Here is a 20,830-nt window from a genome sequence, read left to right on the forward strand (position 1 = left end):
GAAGCGGGCACAGTCGCGAGCGCTTAAGTTGGCCATCGCCTCGCCGTTACTTGGGGCGACCTACCTTGCCCCGACGTCACCTGCCGACCATCCCATGACCGCCTTGTTGCCGCCCGTGCCGATTCCCGCCAACGACGCCTTGCGCGTGGACGCGGTGCGTCGGCTGGAGGTGCTCGATACCGAAGCCGAAGCCGAATTCGACGACATCGCCTGGCTGGCGGCGCATGTCACCGGCGCTCCGATGGCGCTGGTGTCGCTGCTCGATGCCGACCGGCAATGGTTCAAGGCGCGCTGCGGCACCGACCTGGAAGGCACGCCGCGCAGCGTGTCGTTCTGCTCGTACACGGTGATGGGCACCGAGCTGATGGAAGTGCCCGATGCCGAGGCCGACCCGCGCTTCGTCGACAACCCGTTGGTGACCACGGCGCCGGGCGTGCGCTCGTATGCGGGGGTGCCGCTGATCGGCCGCGAAGGCTATGCCTACGGCACCCTTTGCACGCTCAGCACCCGCTCGCGCGTGCTCGAGGAGAATCAGAAGCAGGCCTTGATCCGGCTGGCGCGACAGGCCGTCAATCAGCTGGAAGCCCGGCGCGACCGCCTGGTCGCGCAGGCACAGCGGCAGACCCTGAGCATGTTGCTGGAAGCCATGCCCGACGGCGTGGTGGCCTGCGGTACCGACGGCCTGCTGCGCGAGTTCAACCATGCCGCGCGGCAATGGCACGGCACCGACCCGCGCGTGCTGCCGCCGGCGCAGTGGGCGCAGCATTTCGATCTGTACGCCGCCGATGGACACAGCCTGTTGCCCACCGATGCCATCCCGCTGGTGCGCGCGTGGCGCGGCGAACATGTGCGCAATGCCGAACTGGTGATCCGTGCCACCGGCCAGCCGGCACGCAGCGTGCTGTGCAATGCGGACCCGGTGGTGGGAGACAAGGGCACCGCGCTGGGCGCGGTGTGCGTGATGCACGACATCACCCAGCTCAAGGACGCCTCGGCGGCGTTGTCGGCCGAGCGCGCGCGGCTGCAGGCGCTGGTGGACGCCTCGCAGGACGTGGCGATCATCGCCTTCGATCCGCAGGGCCGGATCGAGCTGTTCAATCCCGGTGCCGAACAGTTGCTGGGTTACGCCGCCGACGAGGTGTTGGGTGGCGGCCCGGCGCGGTTCCATCTGCAGGCCGAGCTCGAACGCCATATGGCGACCCTGGCGTTGTCGCCTCCGTCGTACGTGAAGTTGGCTGCAGCCGCAGCCGGCGACATGCTGCGCGAGGAACTGTGGACCCTGGTGCGCAAGGATGGCGAACTGCGCCGCGTGCGCCTGTGCTTCAACATCATCCACGATGCGCAGCAGGGCCTGGCCGGCTATCTGGCCATGGCCATCGACGTGACCGCCGAGCTGCAGGCGCAGGCGGCCGCGCAGCTGGCCGCCGAGCGGTTTGCCGGCGCCTTCGAAACCGCGCCGCAGGGCATGGCCATCGTGTCGCTGGACGGCGCCTGGCGCGACGTCAATCCGTCGCTGTGCAGCATCCTGGGCTATCCGCGCGAGCAATTGCTGCGCACCACGTTCCAGCAGATCACCTATCCGGAAGACCTGGATATGGACCTGAAGCTGGTGCAGGAACTGATCGACGGAAAACGCGACAGCTACAGCCTGGCCAAGCGCTACATCAGCCAGCAGGGCGCGGTGATCTGGGCACAGTTGTCGGTGTCGCTGGTGCGCGACGGCAGTGGCGCGCCGGTGCATTTCGTCTCTCAGATCCAGGATGTCACCGAACGCCATGTCGCCGCCGAGCGCCTGGCCGAAAGCGAAGCGCGGCTGCGGGCCATCAGCGATGCCACGCCGGCGCTGGTCAGCCAGTTCGATGCCAGCCAGCGCTGCCTGTTTGCCAACGAAGCGCACCGCGACTGGCTGGGCGTGGAGCCCGCCAGTCTGGTCGGCATGCCCATCACCCATCTGCTCGGCGCAGCGCTCAGCGTTCCCGCCCGCACCGCGCTGGCACAGGTGGCGGCCGGACAGCGTGCCAGCTTCGAACATGTGCTGCGGATTGGCAGCACGCCGCGTGACGTGGAGATCACCCTGGTACCGGAAACCCGCCGTTCGCGTGCCGGCACGCAAGGCTTCTTCCTGATGGCGCAGGACGTGACCGCGCACAAGACGCTACACCGACTGATGCACGAGCGTGCCACCCGCGATGCGCTGACCGGCCTGCCCAATCGCCATGCCTGGACCGAGGCACTGCAGGCCGCGGTGGCGCAGGCGCATCACCTGCAGCGGGCGGTGGCGGTGATGTTTCTCGACCTGGATGGCTTCAAGCGCGTCAACGACACCTACGGCCACCGTGCCGGCGATGCAGTGCTGGTGGAGTTCGGTCGCTGCCTGCAACGCGCGGTGGAGGGGCGTTACCTGGTGGCGCGCCTGGCTGGCGACGAATTCGTGGTGCTGCTGGACAACCTGCAGGCGCCTGAGGCGGACTGCGCCACGGTGGCAGAGCGCATCCGTCACGCGGCTGCGGCAGGTGCCATGTTCGGCGAGCAGCGGCTACCGATCCAGCCCAGCATCGGCGTGGCCTGGCAGCACGGCGACCAGGCCGATGCCGCCAGCCTGATGCATGCCGCGGACGAGGCGATGTATGCCGCCAAGAACGCGCGTGGCAGCACGAACGCCGCGATGAACGGCCGCGACGCAACGCGTTGAAGTGAGCGGTCATTTGCGGTGCGTTGCGGTTCCTGCTCCCACGGAACATCGTTCTTCTTTATGGGGGAGAAGGTGCCCGAAGGGCGGATGAGGGTGCGTCAGCTGATGTGGTGATTGCGGCCGCCCATGTCTGGACGAGCGATACACGCGTTTCGATTGCCGATGAGTGCTTCTCGATTGCCTGTGCGAGGGCTTGTTGGTCGCCACATCTCGTTTGTTCGGCACTGCATCTCGTGTGTGTGTCGAAGCCCCCCGGCTGCCGGGCACCCTCACCCCAACCCCTCTCCCGCCGGGAGAGGGGCTTTGGCACGTGTTGGAATCGCCGTTTCCCGCCAGGCATTACGCGGCTTGAGCGGCGCCGTGGCGCGGCGTGGACGCAGGCTGTGCCGGCGCCAGCCGGAACACGGCCACCGCGCGCGCCAGGTCCGCCGCCTGGTCTTCCAGGCTGCGCGCCGCTGCCGTGGCTTCCTCCACCAGCGCGGCATTCTGCTGGGTCATTTCGTCCAGCTGCATCACCGTGGTGCTGACCTGTTCGATGCCGGCGCTCTGTTCGGTGCTGGCGGCGGTGATCTCGGCCATGATGTCGGTCACGCGCTTCACCGAGCTGACCACCTCGGTCATGGTGCTGCCGGCCTGTTGCACCAGGCCCGAGCCCTGTTCCACCTTTTCCACCGAGTCGGAAATCAGCTGCTTGATTTCCTTGGCCGCACCGGCCGAACGCTGCGCCAGTGCACGCACTTCCGTCGCCACCACCGCAAAGCCGCGGCCCTGTTCGCCGGCACGCGCAGCTTCCACCGCTGCGTTCAAGGCCAGGATGTTGGTCTGGAAGGCAATGCCGTCGATCACTCCGATGATGTCGGAAATGCGCGCCGAGGCCTGGGTGATGGCCTGCATGGTGGTGACCACGTCCTGCACCACGCGTCCGCCGCTTTCGGCCACATCGCCGGTGCCCTTGACCAGCTGATTGGCCTGGCGTGCGTTGTCGGCATTCTGGCGCACGGTGGACGTTAGTTCCTCCATCGAGGCGGCAGTTTCTTCCAGGTTCGCAGCCTGGTTCTCGGTGCGCGTGGACAGGTCGGCGTTGCCGCTGGCGATCTCGCCGGCGGCGGTATTGATCATCTCGGCCGAATGCTGGATGCCCTGCACGATGCCGGTGAGCTGGATCGCCGTGCGGTTGGCGGCGTCGGCCAGGCGCCCGAAGGCGCCCTCGTAATGCGATTCCACCCGCTGTGACAAATCGCCATCGGCAATCGCGGCCATGATGCGGCCCACATCGTCCAGACCGGCATCGGCCTGCTGCATCAGCCGGTTCAAGGCCTGCACCATTTCCGCGAATGCGAACTGGTAGCGCCCCTGCTCGCCGCGTGCGGAGAAGTCGCCACGCGCGGCCGCATCGGCCAGACGCGCGATATCGCCGTTGATCGCCGACAGGTTGCGCTTGACCGTATCCAGCGCCTCATGCAGGGCCGCGCGCTGGCCGGGCAGGCGGCGCATGTCGCGGCGCAGATCGCCACGGCCATACTCGCTCATGACATCCATCGCCTCGTTGATGGCATCCAGGTGCTCGAACACCACGGTGTTCACACCATGTGCCAATGTGCCGTAATCGCCGGGGAAATCCTCCGGAATGCGGTGCGCGATGTTCTCGCCCTGCTGCAGGCCAATCATGGTCTGCATCTCGCCATTGAAGCGCTGTAGCTGGGTCTGCATCTGCTGCATGCTGTGCATCAGCTGGCCGGTTTCATCGCGCGATTCCACCCGGATAGCGTTATCGAAGCGGCCCGAGGCGATCGCTTCGGCAGTGCGGGTTGCTGCACGCAACGGCGCGGCCATGGCCGAGGCAATCAGCCAGCACACGCCGATCACCATCGCTACCAACGCAGCGCCGATCAGGGTCAGCATGCGGGTGAATCCCCAGGCCTGCAGCTGGATGTCTTCGGCGTAGACGCCCATCACCAACACCCAGTTCCACGCCGGAAAGGTCTTGGCATAGCTGATCTTGGGCAGCTGTTCCTTCTTGCCCGGCTTGGGCGCGTCGTAATAGCTGAAGCCGTCGCCGCTGTCGATGGCGGTCTTGATGTCGCGATACACGTACTGCCCGGCATCGCTCTTGTAGTCGGTCATGTCGGTGCCGACCGGGCGCTTGGGGTGCATCAGGATGCGCATCTGCGGATCGACGATGAAGAAGTAGTCCACGCCATCGTGGGTGCGCATGTCGGCCAGGGTGGCGCGCGCAGCCTCTTTCGCCTGGTCAGCGGTGAGTTCGCCGCTTTTGATCTTGTCGGCGTAGTGCTGCATCACGGTCAGCCCCATCTCGACCTCGGTCTTGACGCCGAGCTTGCGTGCCTCGATCAGGTCCAGGTATTGCAGGCGCGCGGCGGCGACCGCCAACAGGATCACGCCAACGGTCAGCAGCGTGCACAACAGGACGAACTTGCGGGTGAGCGGGAGATTGGCAACGTGACGACGCAACAGGGAGACAACGAGCATGGCAACAGCATCCAGAACGCGCGCAGGGCGCCATGCCATGAATAGCGGCTGATTCACATGCCGGTTGAATGCCGATTGCGGCAGCGTCCGCCTGCGACGGATGCAATGCAGGAGCGCCCCCGGGCGCGATGGGGCGTTATCGAGAACGCTTCATCGCGCCCGGGGGCGCTCCTACAAGGTCATGTGCGTCGATCCGGCGATCGATATGAACGCCACAATGGCGGACACGCACTGCGTGCCCGCCTTATTGCATCAGCTTGCCGCGCAGAAGCCGAATTCGGCCGTCGCACCGGCGGCCAGGGTGCGGTTGAAGTCCACACCGCTGGCCTTGAGCGTGCTGCCGCTCTGCGACCAGGTGACGTTCCAGGCGTTGTTGACGGTGCCGGTGACCGGCAGCGAGATCGCCCAGGTGCCGCTGGCGGTGCCGGTGTTGGTGACCTGCACGCGATTGCAGTAGCCGCCGTTCCACTGGCTATCCACGCTCACCTTGGTGCTGAAGCTGCCGCTGGGCGTCGGCGTCGGCGTCGGCGTGGGAGTAGGTGTCGGAGTCGGCGTGGTGCTGCTCACCGCGCCCCACAGGGTGCGCAGCAGCGTCATCTTGTCCTGGCGCACGGTGGTCCAGTCATCGCGCAGGATGCCGCCGGCGTCGCCGCTGTTGGGATTCCACGACCAATAGAAGCCTTCGTTGATGCCCTTGCTGCGCAGGTATTTCACCAGCGCGTCCTGCCAGACCTTGTCGCGCGCATCGCCTTCGCCGTACTTGCCGCCGAATTCGCCCAGCAGCAACGCGTACTTGCCGGCGAACTGGCCGAAGTGGTGGTCCCAGATGGCCGGCATGTTGTTGGGGAAGTTGCTGTCGTTGAAGTACGACTGCACGTACACGTCCGGGCCGTAGACATGCGGCGCCAGCAGCAGGCGGTTGGCGGGGATGTTCAACGGGGTGCAGGCCAGCGGCTGCAGGTTGCCACCCCAGAAGATGCCGCCATTGATCGAGCACACCGGGTTATCGGTGATGCCTTCCACCGCAATGATCCACTTCGGCGCCACTGCCAGCACCGCAGCCGAGCCGCGCTCGGCGGCCTTGTTCCAGTCGGTGGCGGCGTTGCCGGTGCCCCAGGTGGCGGCGCCGTGCGGTTCGTTCTTGAGGTCCAGGCCGAGCACGTACGGCACGTTCTTGTAGCGGTTGGCCACAAAGCGCAGGTCGGCCAGCCACTGGGCTTCGGTGTAGGAGCCGGTGTACCAGAGCTCGGAGATGGCCGCGCAATCGGGGGTGTGGTGATCCAGCAGCACGTACATGCCGCGCGCATTGAATTCGTTGATCACCTTGTCGAGGATCTGCAGCGAGGTCAGGCCCTGCAGATCGGCGTTGCGGCTGTAGTCGATGCTGGTCGGCATGGTGGTGCTGCGCAGCGTGGCCGGGCAGAACGGCAGGCGCACCGCATTGAAGCCCAGTCCCTGCATCTGGACAATCATGTCCTTCCAGTTGCGCGCCCACAGGCCATGCATGACATGGTTGCCGGTCTCAAAGCCGAACACGTTGACGCCCTTGAGCTGAACCACCTTGCCGCTGTCGTCGACAACCTTGTTGTTGCTGATGGAATAGCTGAAGGCCGGCGCGGCGGCCAGGGCCATCGCGGTCGCCAGTGCGAGCGTACTTGCAGTCCTGAAGACGGACATGGTTTTCTCCCTAGATAACCGGACTCGACACCCGAGCCCAGTGAGGGGGGCATCTTGGTCCGAGGCCTCCGAAAGAGGCGTGATCTCTTCCGCAAAAAAATGCTTTGCCGCACCAGTCACATCGGAAGCGTTCGTTTGGACCACACTATTTGGGTAGTGGATGCCTACTTTCTGTCCTTTTTGTCCATGGAGTGTCCATAAATGTCCCTTCTGCGTGCCGAACTGGCGCAGTGGCGCGCTTCGCCCGCGCGCGAGTTGATGGCCGGTGCAGTCGCCACGTTTGCGCTGATTCCCGAGGTGATCGCCTTCGCCTTCGTGGCGGGTGTGGACCCGCAGGTCGGGTTGTTCGCGTCTTTCGTCATCGGCATCGTGATTGCGTTGTGTGGCGGACGCCCGGCGATGATTTCCGCTGCGGCCGGCTCGGTAGCCCTGGTGGCTGCGCCGCTGGTGGCTGCGCACGGCTTGCCGTACCTGTTGGCCGCGGGCCTGCTGGCTGGCGCGGTGCAGATCGCGTTCGGGCTGCTGCGGCTGGGCGTGTTGATGCGCTTTGTCAGCAGTTCGGTGCGTACCGGCTTTGTCAATGCGCTGGCGGTGCTGATCTTCGCCGCGCAGCTGCCGCATCTGCTGGGCGCCAACCTCGCCACCTGGGCCATGCTCGGGGTGGGTCTTGCGATCATCTACGGCCTGCCGCGCCTGCGCGTGCCCGGGCTGTCGGCGATTCCCTCGCCCCTGCTGTGCATCGCGCTGCTGACCATCGCCGGCAGCGTGCTGCACCTGCCGCTCAAGACCGTGGCCGACCTGGGCAAGCTGCCCGCTGCGCTGCCGTTCCTGCAATGGCCGGCGGTGCCGCTGACGCTGGAGACCTTGCGCATCATCGCGCTGCCGGCGCTGGCCATTGCTATGGTGGGCCTGCTCGAGTCGATGATGACCGCGCGCGTGGTCGATGAGCTCACCGACACCCCCAGCAACAAGAACCGCGAGTGCACCGGGCTGGGCATCGCCAACGCGGCGGCCAGCCTGTTCGGCGGCATCGCCGGTTGCGGCATGATCGGGCAGACCGTGGGCAACGTGAAGTACGGCGGCCGTGGCCGGCTGTCCACGCTGTTTGCCGGCGTGTTCCTGCTGATCCTGATGGTGCTGCTCAAGCCGTGGGTGTCGCAGGTACCGGTGGTCGCGCTGGTGGCGATCATGGTGATGGTCTCGGCCGAGACCTTCGACTGGCGTTCGCTGCGCACCCTCATCACCCATCCGCGTACCTCCAGCGTGGTGATGCTGGCCACCGTGGCGGTGACCCTGGCCACCCACAACCTGGCCGCCGGGGTGGCGGTGGGGGTGGTGTTGAGCGGGGTGTTCTTCACCTTCAAGGTGGCCGCGCTGCTGCAGATCACGCACGACGATGGTGCAGACGGCGTGCGGACCTACAGCGTGCGCGGGCAGGTGTTCTTCGCCTCGGCCGACGTGTTCATCGACGCCTTCGATGCGCGCCAGGTGCCCGGCCGCAGCGTGGTGATCGATGTCAGCCGTGCGCACTTCTGGGACATCACCGCCGTGGCCGCCCTGGACAAAGTGGTGCAGCGGCTGCGGCACCACGATCTGGAGGTTCGGGTCCGTGGTGTGAATGCCGGCAGCCGGCGCCTGATGCAGGCGCATGCGCTGGGCGAAGACGCGCTGGAATCGGCGCTGCCCTGAGCCCGTGCGGGCGCTACGAGTGCCAGGCGCAGCGGGCGTTTTGTCCGCTGCGCAAGGGGGCTGGCCGTTGGCTGAGCGTGGCCGTCCAACGACCTCAAGTTTGCGTGGCCCACGCCGATGAACCGGCATCCTGATTGCCGGTCGCTGTCGTGAAGCCTGTGCGTTGCCACTCCCGTTGTCTGCCAGCCGTGCCCACCCGGCACGCAAGGTCTGCGTCTGCATGTGGGCCGAGGCGCCGATGAGTACCGCGCCCTTGCTGGAGCGGATGGTGGACATGACCGCCATCCGCGATGCCGATCTGCTCGACCTGAGCCTGCTGCGCACCATGCGCGAGGTCTGTGCCGCCGACGACCTGTCGCTGCTGCGCATCGCCCCAGACGGCCGCAGCATGGCCGAAACCCGGCTGCGCGACGATGGCCGGCTGCAGTTGACGGTGGCCGAGCTGAAGGATACGCAGCTGCGTGCCCAGCTGGCCGATGTGCATGGCGCGGGCGAGATGGTGCAGCTGCACCAGGACGGCCGCGCGCTGCTGGTCTACCCGATGATGGAAGCACGCGGCATCCGCACCTGCCTGCGGGTGGGCAGCGCACGCGCGCCCGGTGCCGCCGAGCAGGCGATGCTGCAAGGCTTCGCACGTTTCTTCCAGAACTACCGCAGCCTGCTCGACGATGCCCAGCGCGACGCGCTGACCGGCCTGCGCAACCGCAAGACCTTCGACGATGTGATCCTGCCGCTGTTCTCCGGCAGCGCCGAGGCGGCAGCGCCGCAGGGCGTGTGGCTGGGGATCGTGGACATCGATCACTTCAAGCGCGTCAACGACACCTTTGGCCATCTGTATGGCGACGAGGTTCTGTTGCTGGTGGCGCAGCTGATGCAGCGTGCGTTTCGCCGGGACGATCTGCTGTTCCGGTTCGGTGGCGAGGAATTCGTGATCGTGCTGCGCGGTGTGGATCGCGATGTCGCGGTCGGCTTGTTCGAGCGCTTCCGTGCGGCGGTGGCCGGGCACGACTTCCCGCAGGTGGGCCAGGTCACCCTCAGCGCCGGCATCGTGGAACTGACCCATGGCCGGTTGATCAGCCAGATGCTCGACGAGGCCGACAAGGCGCTGTACTGGGCCAAGCAGCACGGCCGTAATCGCGCGGCGGTGTATGCCGAATTGATCGCCAGCGGCCAGATGCAGCAGCTCGCCCAGCAGGTCGGCAGCGTCGACCTGTTCTGAGCGCGGCAATCATGTCCATTGCGCAACCTCGGGCTGGCGCGCCTGTGTGCCTGATCCAGGTGGCCTGCGCGCAGACCGTGGTCCTCGCGCTTGGCGCAGGATCCTGACGACTGCGCGCAGCCACGCTACGCCAGCACGACAGGCCGTGTCCGCATGCAGCAAACCCGTCGGCACGGATCGCACCTCACTGCACCGCCAGCAGGTCCCGGCCGCAGTGGCTACACTCGGGGGCTGTTCGGATAACACCTGGGGTGCTGCAGTGAAGCGAGTTGTGATCAAGCGTGCCGGCAAGACCGTGACGATGGGCCTGCTGGCGATGGCGGTCTCGACCGTGGTGATGGCGCAGGCGCCGACGTTCGATGGCGCGCGCATCTCGCGCGACGTCAAGGAACTGGCCTCCGACGCCTACGAAGGCCGCGGCCCGGCCACCGCCGGCGAAGAGAAGACCATTGCCTACCTGAGCAAGCAGTTCGCAGATGCCGGCCTGCAGCCTGGCGGCGATCTCGCCGATGGCAAGCGCCTGTGGACCCAGGCGGTACCGTTGCGGCGCGCCGATATCGTCGGTGCACCGACCATTGCGCTAGCCGATGCCGGCAAGGCGCAGCCGCTGACCCAGGGCAAGGAGATCGCCATCCGCGCCGCATTGGACGGATCGTCCAAGGTCGACATCGCCAACGCGCCGCTGGTGTTCGTCGGCTACGGCGTCAAGGCGCCCGAGCGTGACTGGGACGACTTCAAGGGCGTGGACCTGAAGGGCAAGATCGCGGTGGTGCTGATCAACGACCCGGACTTCGAAACCGGCAAGGGCGCCTTCGACGGTGCCGGCATGACCTACTATGGCCGCTGGACCTACAAGTACGAAGAGGGCGCACGCCAGGGCGCGCTCGGCGTGCTGGTGGTGCACGAAACCGCGCCGGCTTCCTACGGCTGGGACACCGTGGCCAGTTCCAACACCAACACCATGTTCGACGTGGTGCGCGACAACCCGCGCGCGGCGCATCCCACGCTGGAAGGCTGGATCCAGCGCGATCTGGCGGCCACGCTGTTCAAGCGCGCCGGCCTGGATTTCGACGCATTGAAGAAGCAGGCGCAGATTCGCGGCTTCAAGCCGGTGGAACTCAAGGGCCAGGGCCTGAGCGCAAGCTACCAGGTCACCTCCGAGGTGATCACCTCGCATAACGTGGTGGCGCGGCTGGAGGGCAGCAAGCGGCCCAACGAGACGCTGATCTACAGCGCGCATTGGGACCACATCGGCGTCGGCAAGCCGGACGCACGCGGCGACACCATCTTCAACGGCGCGCTGGACAACGCCAGCGGTACCGCCGCCTTGCTGGAACTGGCGCGCGGCTTCGCCAAGGCGCCCAGGCCGGAGCGCTCGGTGGTGTTCCTGGCGGTTACCGCCGAGGAAAAGGGCCTGCTGGGCTCGGAGTTCTACGCCTCCAAGCCGCTGTACCCGCTGGACACCACCGTGGCGGTGATCAACATGGACGGCATGAACCCGTTCGTGCCCTCGCGCGACTTCGGCATCTACGGCACCGCCAAGCTCGAATTGCTCGACCAGCTCAAGACCGTGGCCGCGCAGTCCAAGCTGCGCTACACCCCCGATCCCAAGCCGCAGGCCGGTTACTTCTTCCGTTCCGATCACTTCTCCTTCGCCAAGCGTGGCGTGCCGGCGCTGTCGTATGCGGCCGGGCAGGATTGGGAAGTGGGCGGCGTGGCCGCAGGCAAGGCCGCATCCGACGACTACACCGCCAAGCGCTATCACCAGCAGGGCGATGAGTGGACGCCGGACTGGACCTTCGCCGGCGCCGCGCGCGACCTGGGCGTGCTGTACGCGCTGGGCCAGCAGCTGGCCGATTCGCGCCAGTGGCCGAACTGGAGCAGCGATTCGGAGTTCCGCGCCACCCGCGATGCCAGCGAGGCGGCACGCAAGTAGTCCGCATCAGCGGTGAGGCCATGCCGACACGGCGTGGCCTCGGTGCCGCGCGCTGGCAGTCAGGCGGGGCCTGGCCTGGCAGCGTGTGGCGCCAACGGCGCGTCCTGCAGTTGGCCGCCGCCAACGCCGGTGCCGTCTACAGAGCCAGCCCCGGGCGGTATGGCGGTCTGCCGGGTTGCCTGGTGGTGGCCAGGCCGCATCCGCGCGCGACGGCACTCGACATGTGTGGCACTGGCACCGCTGCGCGCGAATCTGTGGACCCGTGCGAGCAGCACAGGCAGGGGGTGCGTCAGGCACCTGCGGCGTATCCGGTGGCACGGCATGCCCCGGGCGCATGCGCTGATCCACGCAGCCGTTTGCAGGCCGCCGCGCGGTTGCTGGCATATTGCTTGCATCGATGGCTGTAACAGCAGGGCCGGCGGGCCGTGCCAGTGTGCGCGCCGGCCTGCAATCTGTTGGGGTTGCGTTCGGTTGTCACGGCGTAGTCTGCCGCGCGGTCCTCGTGGGGAGGGGCGAAGACCGCACCATAGTCTTTGTTTCCTTTAACGGACGATTCTTTAGGATGAGCCGCGACGTTGCGTCGCCGCCAGGAGAGCTTGTGCATCGGAGTGGTTCCAAAGCTGCCCATCCCGCGTTGTATCTGCACACCGCAAGGCGTGCTCCCGTCGCCGCGCGCAGGGCGCCGCCGCGACGCGTTGCCGCGATGCATCTCCCGTTTCCGCCCACACTGTCGCGCTTGTGCGACGGGCAGCCCTGATGGACGGTACCGTGACCCTTTCCCCCGCACCAACCGACTGTCCCACCGTCTCCGCGCTCGATGCCGGCCAGCCCACGCTGCCGCCGCAAGCGCCGTTGGCGATGCCCGAACAATCGCTGCGCGAAGGCCGTCTGCAGGTGCCGCATCAGCGCACCGCGCCGGTCGGCATCGGCGTGCGGCGCTTTTATCTGATCGGCGGCACCTTCGCCACCACCGCCGTGGCGGTGTGGGTGATGCTCAGCGTGCTATGGCCCGATGGCATCAGCGTGCTGGAAGGCTGCCTGGTTGGGCTGTTCGTGCTGCTGTTCGCCTGGATTGCGATGTCCTTCGCCAGCGCGGTGGCCGGTTTCGTCACCGTGGTGGCGCGTGCCGGGCGCAAGCTCGGCATCGACCCGGAGCAGCCACTGCCTACGCTGCGCTCGCGCACCGCGCTGCTGATGCCCACCTACAACGAAGATCCGCGCCGGCTGTTGGCCGGCCTGCAGGCCATCTACGAATCGGTGGCCGAGACCGGCCTGCTGGAGCACTTCGACTTCTTCGTGCTCAGTGACACCACCCGCGAGCACATCGGCCGCGCCGAAGAACTGGTCTATAACGACCTGTGCGACCGCGTCGGCGGGCATGGGCGCATCTTCTACCGCCGCCGTGCGGACAATGCCGCGCGCAAGGCCGGCAACGTGGCCGACTGGGTGCGTCGCTTCGGCGGCAGCTATGCGCAGATGCTGATCCTGGACGCCGACAGCGTGATGACCGGCGACACCATCGTGCGGCTGGTCGCGGGCATGGAAAACAACCCGGACGTGGGCCTGATCCAGACCCTGCCGGCAGTAGTCAACGGGCAGACCCTGTTCGCCCGCATGCAGCAGTTCGGCGGGCGCGTGTACGGGCCGATCATCGCCTTCGGCGTGGCCTGGTGGCACGGCGCCGAGAGCAATTACTGGGGGCACAACGCCATCATCCGCACCCAGGCGTTTGCCGATCATGCCGGCCTGCCGTCGCTGCGCGGGCGCAAGCCGTTCGGCGGCCACGTGCTCAGCCACGACTTCGTCGAAGCGGCGCTGATGCGGCGCGGCGGCTGGGCCATGCACATGGTGCCGTACCTGCAGGGCAGCTACGAAGAAGGCCCACCCACGCTCACCGACCTGCTGATCCGCGACCGCCGCTGGTGCCAGGGCAACCTGCAGCATGCCAAGGTGGTGAGCGCCAAGGGGCTGCACTGGATCAGCCGCATGCACATGCTGATCGGCATCGGCCATTACTTCACCGCCCCGATGTGGGGCCTGCTGATGTTGATCGGCATCGGCATTCCACTGGCTGGCGGCGGCATCGACCTGGCAGGCGACCTGCCGTTCTCGCCGGCGCGCTACTGGCACGGCAGCAGCCAGGGCAGTGCGATCTGGATCTTCATCTGCACCATGTTCGTGCTGCTGGCGCCCAAGCTGCTGGGCTACATCGCACTGCTGCTCAACCCGCGCGAACTGCGTGCCTGCGGCGGTGCCATTCGCGCCGCGCTGAGCATTGTGCTGGAAACCGTGCTGGCCGCGTTGATGGCGCCGGTGGTGATGTATCTGCAATCGCGCGGGGTGTTCGAAGTATTGGCCGGCAAGGATTCGGGCTGGGACGCGCAGGTGCGCGACGACGGCAAGCTGTCGTGGCCGGCGCTGTTGCGCAGCTACGGCGGGCTGACCGTGTTCGGTGTGTTCATGGGCGCGGTGGCCTATACCGTCTCGCCTTCGCTGGCAGCGTGGATGGCGCCGGTGATCGTGGGCATGGCGGTGTCGATCCCGGTGGTGGCGCTGACCTCGCTGCGCCGCTCCGGCCTGGCACTGCGCCGCGCCGGCATCTTCTGCATCCCCGAAGAGCTCGATCCGCCCAAGGTCCTGATGCGCGCTTCAGAACTGCGCCGCGCCGCGGCGCTGGAACCGTCGCTGATCTGAGCGACCCTGCCATGCTGGCCCGTGTCAGCACGCGTGCATCAGGCACCGCCGGCCTCGCTGTGTCGCTACAGCTGGCGCTGTGCCACGCCAGCATCCAGAGCAAGTCCTTCCGACATCGACCCGGGCAGGGTTGCGCGCGCCCGAGCCACGTCGCAGCTGCAGGCCATCGCCGATCTGAGTGGCCGCCACGCCAGTGCGCTCTGGGCAGTGCGTGCATCCCCCGTTGCCGTAATGATTCACGGCGCAGCAGCTGCCCGGATGGCGATACCAGGCACATCCGGCACCCCATCAACGGCAAGGCGGCGCAGTCGAACCCCGGCGTGATCGGGCAGGCCCGGTGCGCAAGGCATAATGCCCGGCCCCCGAACGGAGCTGGATGATGCTGGAAGTGATCGAACGCGAGACCGGACCGAACCCGCAATGGACCGTGCTGTGGCTGCATGGCCTGGGGGCCGACGGCAGCGATTTCGCCCCGCTGGTGCCGGAACTGGTGCGCCCGGACTGGCCGGCGCTGCGCTTCGTGTTCCCGCATGCGCCGATCCGCCCGATCACCATCAACAACGGCGTGCGCATGCGCGGCTGGTACGACATCGTGGGTATGGATTTCGCCCAGCGTGCCGACAAGGCCGGCATCGCCGAATCGGTGGCCCAGGTCCAGGCGCTGATTGCCTACGAGCAATCCCGCGGCATCGCGCCCGGGCGCATCCTGCTGGCCGGCTTCTCGCAGGGCGGCGCGGTGACCCTGGCGGTGGGCCTGCAGCGCAGCGTGCCGCTGGCCGGGCTGATCGCGCTGTCGACCTATCTGCCGGACCCGGCCGCCGCCGCCAGCCAGCTGCAGCCGACCGCCACCAGCCAACCGCTGTTCATGGCCCACGGCAGCGCCGACCCGGTGGTGCCGTTCGCCGCTGGCCAGGCCAGCATGCAGACCTTGCGTACGCTTGGCTTCGCGCTGGACTGGCACAGCTACCCGATGGGCCATCAGGTCTGCCTTGAAGAGATCGACGCCCTGCGCGACTGGATGCAGGCGCGCTTGACCGCTGCCTGAGCCCATGGCCGCCAGCGCGCCACAGATCGCCTGGATGCCGGACCTGTGCCGGCTGCCCCGGCTGGGCGCGATGCTGGGGCTGGCCGAGCTGGTGGTGCTGGTGGTGACCCTGGTACCGGACGCCGGCGCGGCGCGCAGCATCACCTTGTCGCGCTTCGTCTCCGCCAGCGGCCTGGCGCTATGGCTGGCGTTGGCGGTCAGCGTGTTGCTGTGCGTGCTGCGGCCCGCGTTGTCGCGGCTGCCGCCACGGCTGGGCGGGCTGGCCGCGCTGTCGATCGCCGCCGTGGTGGCGATGCTCGGTGCCGGGATCGTGCACGCCCTGTATGCGGCGCTCGACCAGGCACCGCTGGGCCCGTTGGTGGGTTTCTGGCGGTTCACCCTGGGCAGCGCGGCCACCGTGGTGCTGATCACCGCACTGGCGTTGCGCTACTTCTACGTCAGCGACCGCTGGGAGGCGCAGGTGCAGGCCAATGCCCGCGCCGAGGCGGATGCGCTGCAGGCGCGCATCCGCCCGCATTTCCTGTTCAACAGCATGAATCTCATCGCCAGCCTGCTGCGCCGCGACCCGGTGGTGGCCGAGCAGGCGGTGCTGGACCTGTCGGACCTGTTCCGCGCCGCGCTCGGCGCCGGCGAGGGCATGTCCAGCCTGCGCGCCGAATGCGAGCTGGCCGAGCGCTATCTGGCGATCGAATCGCTGCGCCTGGGCGAGCGCCTGCAGGTGCGCTGGCACCGCCAGGAGCCGTTGCCGTGGGAGCTGCCGATGCCGCGCCTGGTGCTGCAGCCGCTGGTGGAAAACGCCGTGCTGCACGGGGTCTCGCGCATGCCCGAGGGCGGCACGCTGTACCTGTCGCTGCGCCAGCGCGGCAGCCAGCTGCAGATCCGTATCGTCAACCCGGCCCCGCAGCCGGGAACCCAGGCGCCGCTGCTTGCCGGCGCCGGGCACGCCCAGGCCAGCATTTCGCACCGGCTGGCGTTCCAGTTCGGTGCCGGGGCACGGATGGCGGCCAGCTGGGCCGAAGGCTACTATGCCTGCGAGATCACATTGCCGCTGCCGTGAGGGAGCGTCACCGCAGCGTAGGGGGGATGTCCATGACGGCCACGCAAGTGCGGGTGTTGATCGCCGATGACGAGCCACTGGCGCGCGAGCGCCTGCGCATGCTGCTGGCCGAGCATCCACAGGTGCAGGTGATCGGCGAGGCCGAGAACGGCCAGCAGGTGCTGCAGCAATGCGAGCAGTGGCATCCGGACCTGGTGCTGCTGGATATCGCCATGCCCGGCGTGGACGGCCTGGAAACCGCGCGACTGCTGCGCCAGTGCCAGCCGCAGCCAGCGGTGGTGTTCTGCACCGCCTACGACCAGCACGCGCTATCGGCCTTCGATGCCGCCGCGCTGGACTATCTGATGAAACCGGTGCGCCCGGAACGCCTGGCCGCCGCGCTGGAGCGCGTGGCCACCTTCCTGGCCGGGCGCGTGCCCAGCGCCGCGCCGGCACCGCTGCGCACCCATCTGTGCGCGCGCCTGCGCGGCAGCCTGCGGCTGATCGCCATCGGCGATATCCACTATCTGCAGGCCGAAGAGAAGTACGTCATCGTCCACCACACCCGTGGCGAGGACCTGATCGAAGAGTCGCTCAAGTCGCTGGAAGACGAATTCTCCGACCGCCTGGTGCGTATCCATCGCAATTGCCTGGTGGCCCGCGACGAACTGGTGGAGCTGCGCCGCAGCGGCGATGGCCAGGTGCATGCGGTGCTGCGCAACGTGCCGCAGACCCTGGAAGTGAGCCGTCGCTGCGTCGCCAGCCTGCGCGATCAATTACGTCAGCTGTGAGTTCCGCGCCGGCTCCGCGATAATGCCGGCATGACCACGCTCCGTATCGCCACCCGTAAAAGCCCGCTCGCCCTCTGGCAGAGCGAACACGTCGCCGCCGTGCTGCGTCAGCACCATCCCGGACTGGAGGTGGTGCTGGTGCCGATGAGTACCCGCGGCGACGAAGTGCTGGACCGCTCGCTCGCCGCGATCGGCGGCAAGGGCTTGTTCCTGAAGGAGCTGGAGCTGGCGATGTTGCGCGGCCAGGCCGATTGCGCCGTGCATTCGCTCAAGGACGTGCCGATGGAACTGGACGCGCCCTTCGTGCTGCCGGCCATCCTGGCCCGTGGCGATGCCGCCGATGCGCTGGTCTCCAACCTCTACGCCAGCCTGCAGGCGTTGCCGCTGGGCGCACGCGTGGGTACTTCGTCGTTGCGGCGGCAGGCGCAGCTGCGTGCTGCGCGCCCTGACCTGGAATTGATCGACCTGCGCGGCAACGTCAACACCCGCCTGGCCAAGCTCGACAACGGCGGTTACGACGCCATCGTGCTGGCCTGCGTCGGCCTGCAGCGGCTTGGCCTGGACGCACGCATCAGCGCACGGCTGGACGCGCCGGCGTGGCTGCCGGCACCGGCGCAGGGCGCGGTGGCGGTGGAATGCCGCGGCGACGATGCACGCATCCACGCCCTGCTGGCGGTGCTGGACGCGCCCACCACCCGCGTCTGTGTGGAAGCCGAGCGGGCGATGAATCGCGCGCTGCACGGCAGCTGCCACGTGCCGGTGGCGGCGTTCGCGCGGTGGGAAGGGCAGCAGGGCCTGTTCCTGCAGGGCATGGTCGGCAGCGCCAGCGATGGGCGTCTGATCCACGCCGAGGCGCACGGCAGCGCCGATGACGCCGACGCACTCGGCCAGCGTGTCGCGCAGGGGTTGTTCGACAAGGGCGCTGCGCAGCTGCTGGCCGAGCTGTAACGCCGGGCCTGGAACAGCGCGCCTGGCCGCGCGCGTGCCGGCTCTTCGTAGGAGCGGCCCTGGCCGCGAGGGGCTTTACCGATAACGCTCTCGCGGCAGGATCCGCGCCTCCACGGGAAAGCCCTCGCGGCCAGGGCCGCTCCCTACGTGGGAACCTCTCGCGGCCAGTTCCGGGCAAGTCGTTGCGGTTGGATCCGCTTTAGGGAGAAGGCGGCGCTGGCTGCCAAGCCGGTGATACGGGGCGAGCGTGGACATCTACTGGAATCTTATCGACCGGCCTGGCCGTGGTCTGCGCGGTGGTTTTCCTGTGTCCGCGCGATGCGCAATGCCCGCTTGTCGTAGGAGCGGCCCTGGCCGCGACGGGCTTTCCCGGGAAAGCCCTCGCGGCCAGGGCCGCTCCTACACGAAAATCCCTCGCGGCCAGCGCGCTGCCTTGCACGCGAATGCGGGCGCTTACTTGAAGGTGTAGACCAGATTGACCGTGGTCAGGGTATCGGTCTTCTTGTCGCCGTCGCTGACATCGCTGTTGTGACGCATCTGCCAGGCGGCCTTCAAGGCGAAATGCGAGTTCATGCTGACCTGCACGCCGAAATCGTTCTGCGCGTAGGTGTTGTATTCGCCCGATTCCACCAGCAGCGTGTTGATCAGGTCGGTGTTGTCGGTGACGGTGTACTTGAGGTCGAACAGCCCGCGCCCGATCAGCCCGGTCTCGTTACGGTCCTCGTCGCTGTTGTGCGCGCGCCGGATACCCGGGCCGATCTGCGCATCCAGGTAGAAGCGGTCGGCATCGATCAGGCGCGTGCCATAACCGATACCGATGGTGGCCAGCCGGTCGTAGGTGGCGAAGTCGTCGTGTTCGTATCGGCCGGTGGCGGTGAGCTGGCGGTGTTCGCCCAACTGCAACGCGCTGCCGGCGCTGCCGGTGTAGCGCTCGGCGGTGGTCTGGCGCTCGCGCGTGGTGCTGCCGTCGTCGTTGGTGTTGGTGTATTCGGAGCTCGAACGCAGCGCGGTGGCGTCCAGGCTGTGGATCCAGTCGCCATCGGTGTAGCGCAGGCGGACGCGGCCATTGAGGCTGTCGGTGGTGCTGTTGCCGTTCGCCGAGGCATACCCCAGTTCGCCGCTGCTGCCGCTCCAAGGTGAGGGCATCAGCGCAGCGGCAGGGTCAACCGGTGTCGGCGCGACCGTGATCGACTGGGCCCACACGGCGGGCGTGATCAACAGCAACGGCAACAGGGCGGACGACGGGGCACGGCGGGACATGGGCAGCTCGCTTGAGGACGGGGCGGGGAGGGCATTGGGTGAAAGCGATTTCATGATAACGGACTGTGCGCTCCGTCATGACCAGGTGAACGCCACGCTTCATTGACGGTTCGGGCGCTGCCCCGGTTCCATGCGGTTGCGTCCGGTAGGGAGTGGCATGTCAGCATCGCTTGCAGCATCGCGCGCTGTGCAGCCGGGGCGCTGGCTTGGCGCCCGCAAGCGGGGCGCAGTGCGCACGCTCACCCCGTCGCGCGAAGAACCGGACATAATCGGCGCATGGACCGCTATGAACGCATCAACTCCCTGCATCGCTTGCTCAAATCGGCACGCTATCCGGTCACGGTGGCGCGGCTGCAGGATGAGCTGAGCTGTTCCCGTGCCACCGTGTACCGCGACCTGGCGTTTCTGCGCGATGCGCTGATGGCGCCGGTGGAAGGCGACGGCGAATCCGGCTTCCGCTACCTGTCCGGCGAGAGCGATCGTTTTGAACTGCCCGGCCTGTGGCTGAGTTCCGAAGAGCTGCACGCGCTGCTGGCCTCGCAGCAACTGCTCGCGCGCACCGGCGGCGGGGTGCTGTCCTCGATGCTGGCGCCGTTGCAGCAGCGCATCGAAGGACTGCTGGCCGCGCAGGCCGGGGTGTCGCAGTGGCCGGTGGACCGGGTACGAGTGATCCCGCACCGCGGCCGCAAGCTGGACGAAGCCAGTTTCCGCACCGTGGCCTCCGGGGTGCTGGAGCGCAAGCAGCTGAGCTTCGATTATCGCGCCCGTTCCACCGACGAATCCACCAAGCGCACCGTTTCGCCGCAGCGCATCACCCACTACCGCGACAACTGGTACCTGGATGCCTGGGACCATGGTCGCGACGGTGTGCGCAGCTTCGCGGTGGACCGCATCAACCACGCGCGCCTGCTCGATGCGGCGCCGCGCGATGTGCCCGACAGCGAGCTGGACGAACAGCTCGCCGCCAGCTACGGCATCTTTTCCGGTGCGCCCAAGGGCTGGGCAACCATCGTGTTCAGTGCCAAGGCCGCGCGCTGGGTGGCCGACGAACATTGGCATTCCAAGCAGCAGGGCCGCTTTCTACCTGATGGCCGTTACGAGCTCAAATTGCCGTACAGCAACTCGCGCGAGTTGCTGATGGACGTGCTGCACTATGGCTCGGACGCGGAAATCGTCGAGCCCATCTCGCTGCGCGAACAGGCCAAGGCGTTGTTGTCGCTGGCATTGAGCAATTACGACTGAGCGTGTTGGACAGTCGAGGCGTTTGGCAGGGCTGCAGTTGACGCAGGCGCGCGCAAGCGTCCGCAAGACGCACCCGGCCTAGTGCGTGCAGATGCGGTCAATGACGCTCAA

At 67.5% G+C, this 20,830-nt stretch carries 13 protein-coding genes; 10 read left to right on the forward strand and 3 right to left on the reverse strand.

Going from position 1 to position 20,830, the window contains the following annotated elements; all coding sequences use genetic code 11:
• Positions 1-28: 28 nt before the first annotated feature.
• Positions 29-2,692: a PAS domain S-box protein gene (locus XCSCFBP4642_RS0105340; RefSeq protein WP_152527226.1), complete on the forward strand. Its 2,664-nt coding sequence runs from the start codon at positions 29-31 to the stop codon at positions 2,690-2,692.
• 339 nt (positions 2,693-3,031) lie between these two features.
• Here the strand turns inward: XCSCFBP4642_RS0105340 and XCSCFBP4642_RS0105345 are convergent, their stop codons facing one another.
• Positions 3,032-5,164, reverse strand: a complete 2,133-nt coding sequence (locus XCSCFBP4642_RS0105345; protein WP_029218886.1) for a methyl-accepting chemotaxis protein — start codon at positions 5,162-5,164, stop codon at positions 3,032-3,034.
• A gap of 270 nt (positions 5,165-5,434) precedes the next feature.
• Positions 5,435-6,859, reverse strand: coding sequence for a glycoside hydrolase family 5 protein (locus XCSCFBP4642_RS0105350; RefSeq protein ID WP_029218887.1), 1,425 nt, complete (start codon positions 6,857-6,859; stop codon positions 5,435-5,437).
• A gap of 201 nt (positions 6,860-7,060) precedes the next feature.
• On the opposite strand from XCSCFBP4642_RS0105350, the gene XCSCFBP4642_RS0105355 reads away from it, so the two are divergent.
• The 8 genes from XCSCFBP4642_RS0105355 (at position 7,061) to hemC (ending at position 18,217) form a co-directional block, all read left to right on the forward strand.
• Positions 7,061-8,548 carry a SulP family inorganic anion transporter gene (locus XCSCFBP4642_RS0105355; RefSeq protein ID WP_029218888.1) on the forward strand — a complete coding sequence of 496 codons (1,488 nt, stop codon included), beginning with the start codon at positions 7,061-7,063 and terminating at the stop codon, positions 8,546-8,548.
• A gap of 238 nt (positions 8,549-8,786) precedes the next feature.
• A complete protein-coding gene (locus tag XCSCFBP4642_RS0105360; protein ID WP_029218889.1) occupies positions 8,787-9,767 on the forward strand; it encodes a GGDEF domain-containing protein in 981 nt (326 codons plus the stop codon).
• Positions 9,768-10,068: 301 nt separating this feature from the next.
• Positions 10,069-11,703, forward strand: a complete 1,635-nt coding sequence (locus XCSCFBP4642_RS0105365; protein ID WP_084624725.1) for a M28 family metallopeptidase — start codon at positions 10,069-10,071, stop codon at positions 11,701-11,703.
• 756 nt (positions 11,704-12,459) lie between these two features.
• Positions 12,460-14,397 (forward strand): glucans biosynthesis glucosyltransferase MdoH, encoded by a 1,938-nt coding sequence (gene mdoH, locus XCSCFBP4642_RS0105375; protein WP_029218892.1) that lies wholly within the window; start codon positions 12,460-12,462, stop codon positions 14,395-14,397.
• 376 nt (positions 14,398-14,773) lie between these two features.
• A complete protein-coding gene (locus XCSCFBP4642_RS0105380) occupies positions 14,774-15,442 on the forward strand; it encodes an alpha/beta hydrolase (protein WP_029218893.1) in 669 nt (222 codons plus the stop codon).
• 4 nt (positions 15,443-15,446) lie between these two features.
• Positions 15,447-16,499 carry a sensor histidine kinase gene (locus tag XCSCFBP4642_RS0105385; RefSeq protein WP_029218894.1) on the forward strand — a complete coding sequence of 351 codons (1,053 nt, stop codon included), beginning with the start codon at positions 15,447-15,449 and terminating at the stop codon, positions 16,497-16,499.
• A 32-nt stretch (positions 16,500-16,531) separates the two neighbouring features.
• On the forward strand, positions 16,532-17,269 hold the full coding sequence (locus tag XCSCFBP4642_RS0105390; RefSeq protein ID WP_029218895.1) for a LytR/AlgR family response regulator transcription factor: 738 nt from the start codon (positions 16,532-16,534) through the stop codon (positions 17,267-17,269).
• Positions 17,270-17,299: 30 nt separating this feature from the next.
• Positions 17,300-18,217 carry a hydroxymethylbilane synthase gene (gene hemC / locus XCSCFBP4642_RS0105395; RefSeq protein ID WP_029218896.1) on the forward strand — a complete coding sequence of 306 codons (918 nt, stop codon included), beginning with the start codon at positions 17,300-17,302 and terminating at the stop codon, positions 18,215-18,217.
• Between the two features lie 453 nt (positions 18,218-18,670).
• On the opposite strand, the gene XCSCFBP4642_RS0105400 is transcribed toward hemC, so the two are convergent.
• Complete coding sequence (locus XCSCFBP4642_RS0105400; protein ID WP_029218897.1) at positions 18,671-19,477, reverse strand: DUF481 domain-containing protein; 807 nt, start codon at positions 19,475-19,477, stop codon at positions 18,671-18,673.
• Between the two features lie 276 nt (positions 19,478-19,753).
• Here XCSCFBP4642_RS0105400 and XCSCFBP4642_RS0105405 point away from each other — a divergent pair, with 276 nt between their 5' ends.
• Positions 19,754-20,719: a helix-turn-helix transcriptional regulator gene (locus XCSCFBP4642_RS0105405; protein WP_029218898.1), complete on the forward strand. Its 966-nt coding sequence runs from the start codon at positions 19,754-19,756 to the stop codon at positions 20,717-20,719.
• Positions 20,720-20,830 lie beyond the last annotated feature (111 nt).

The sequence above is a fragment of the Xanthomonas cassavae CFBP 4642 genome (assembly GCF_000454545.1).
Lineage (GTDB): Bacteria > Pseudomonadota > Gammaproteobacteria > Xanthomonadales > Xanthomonadaceae > Xanthomonas > Xanthomonas cassavae.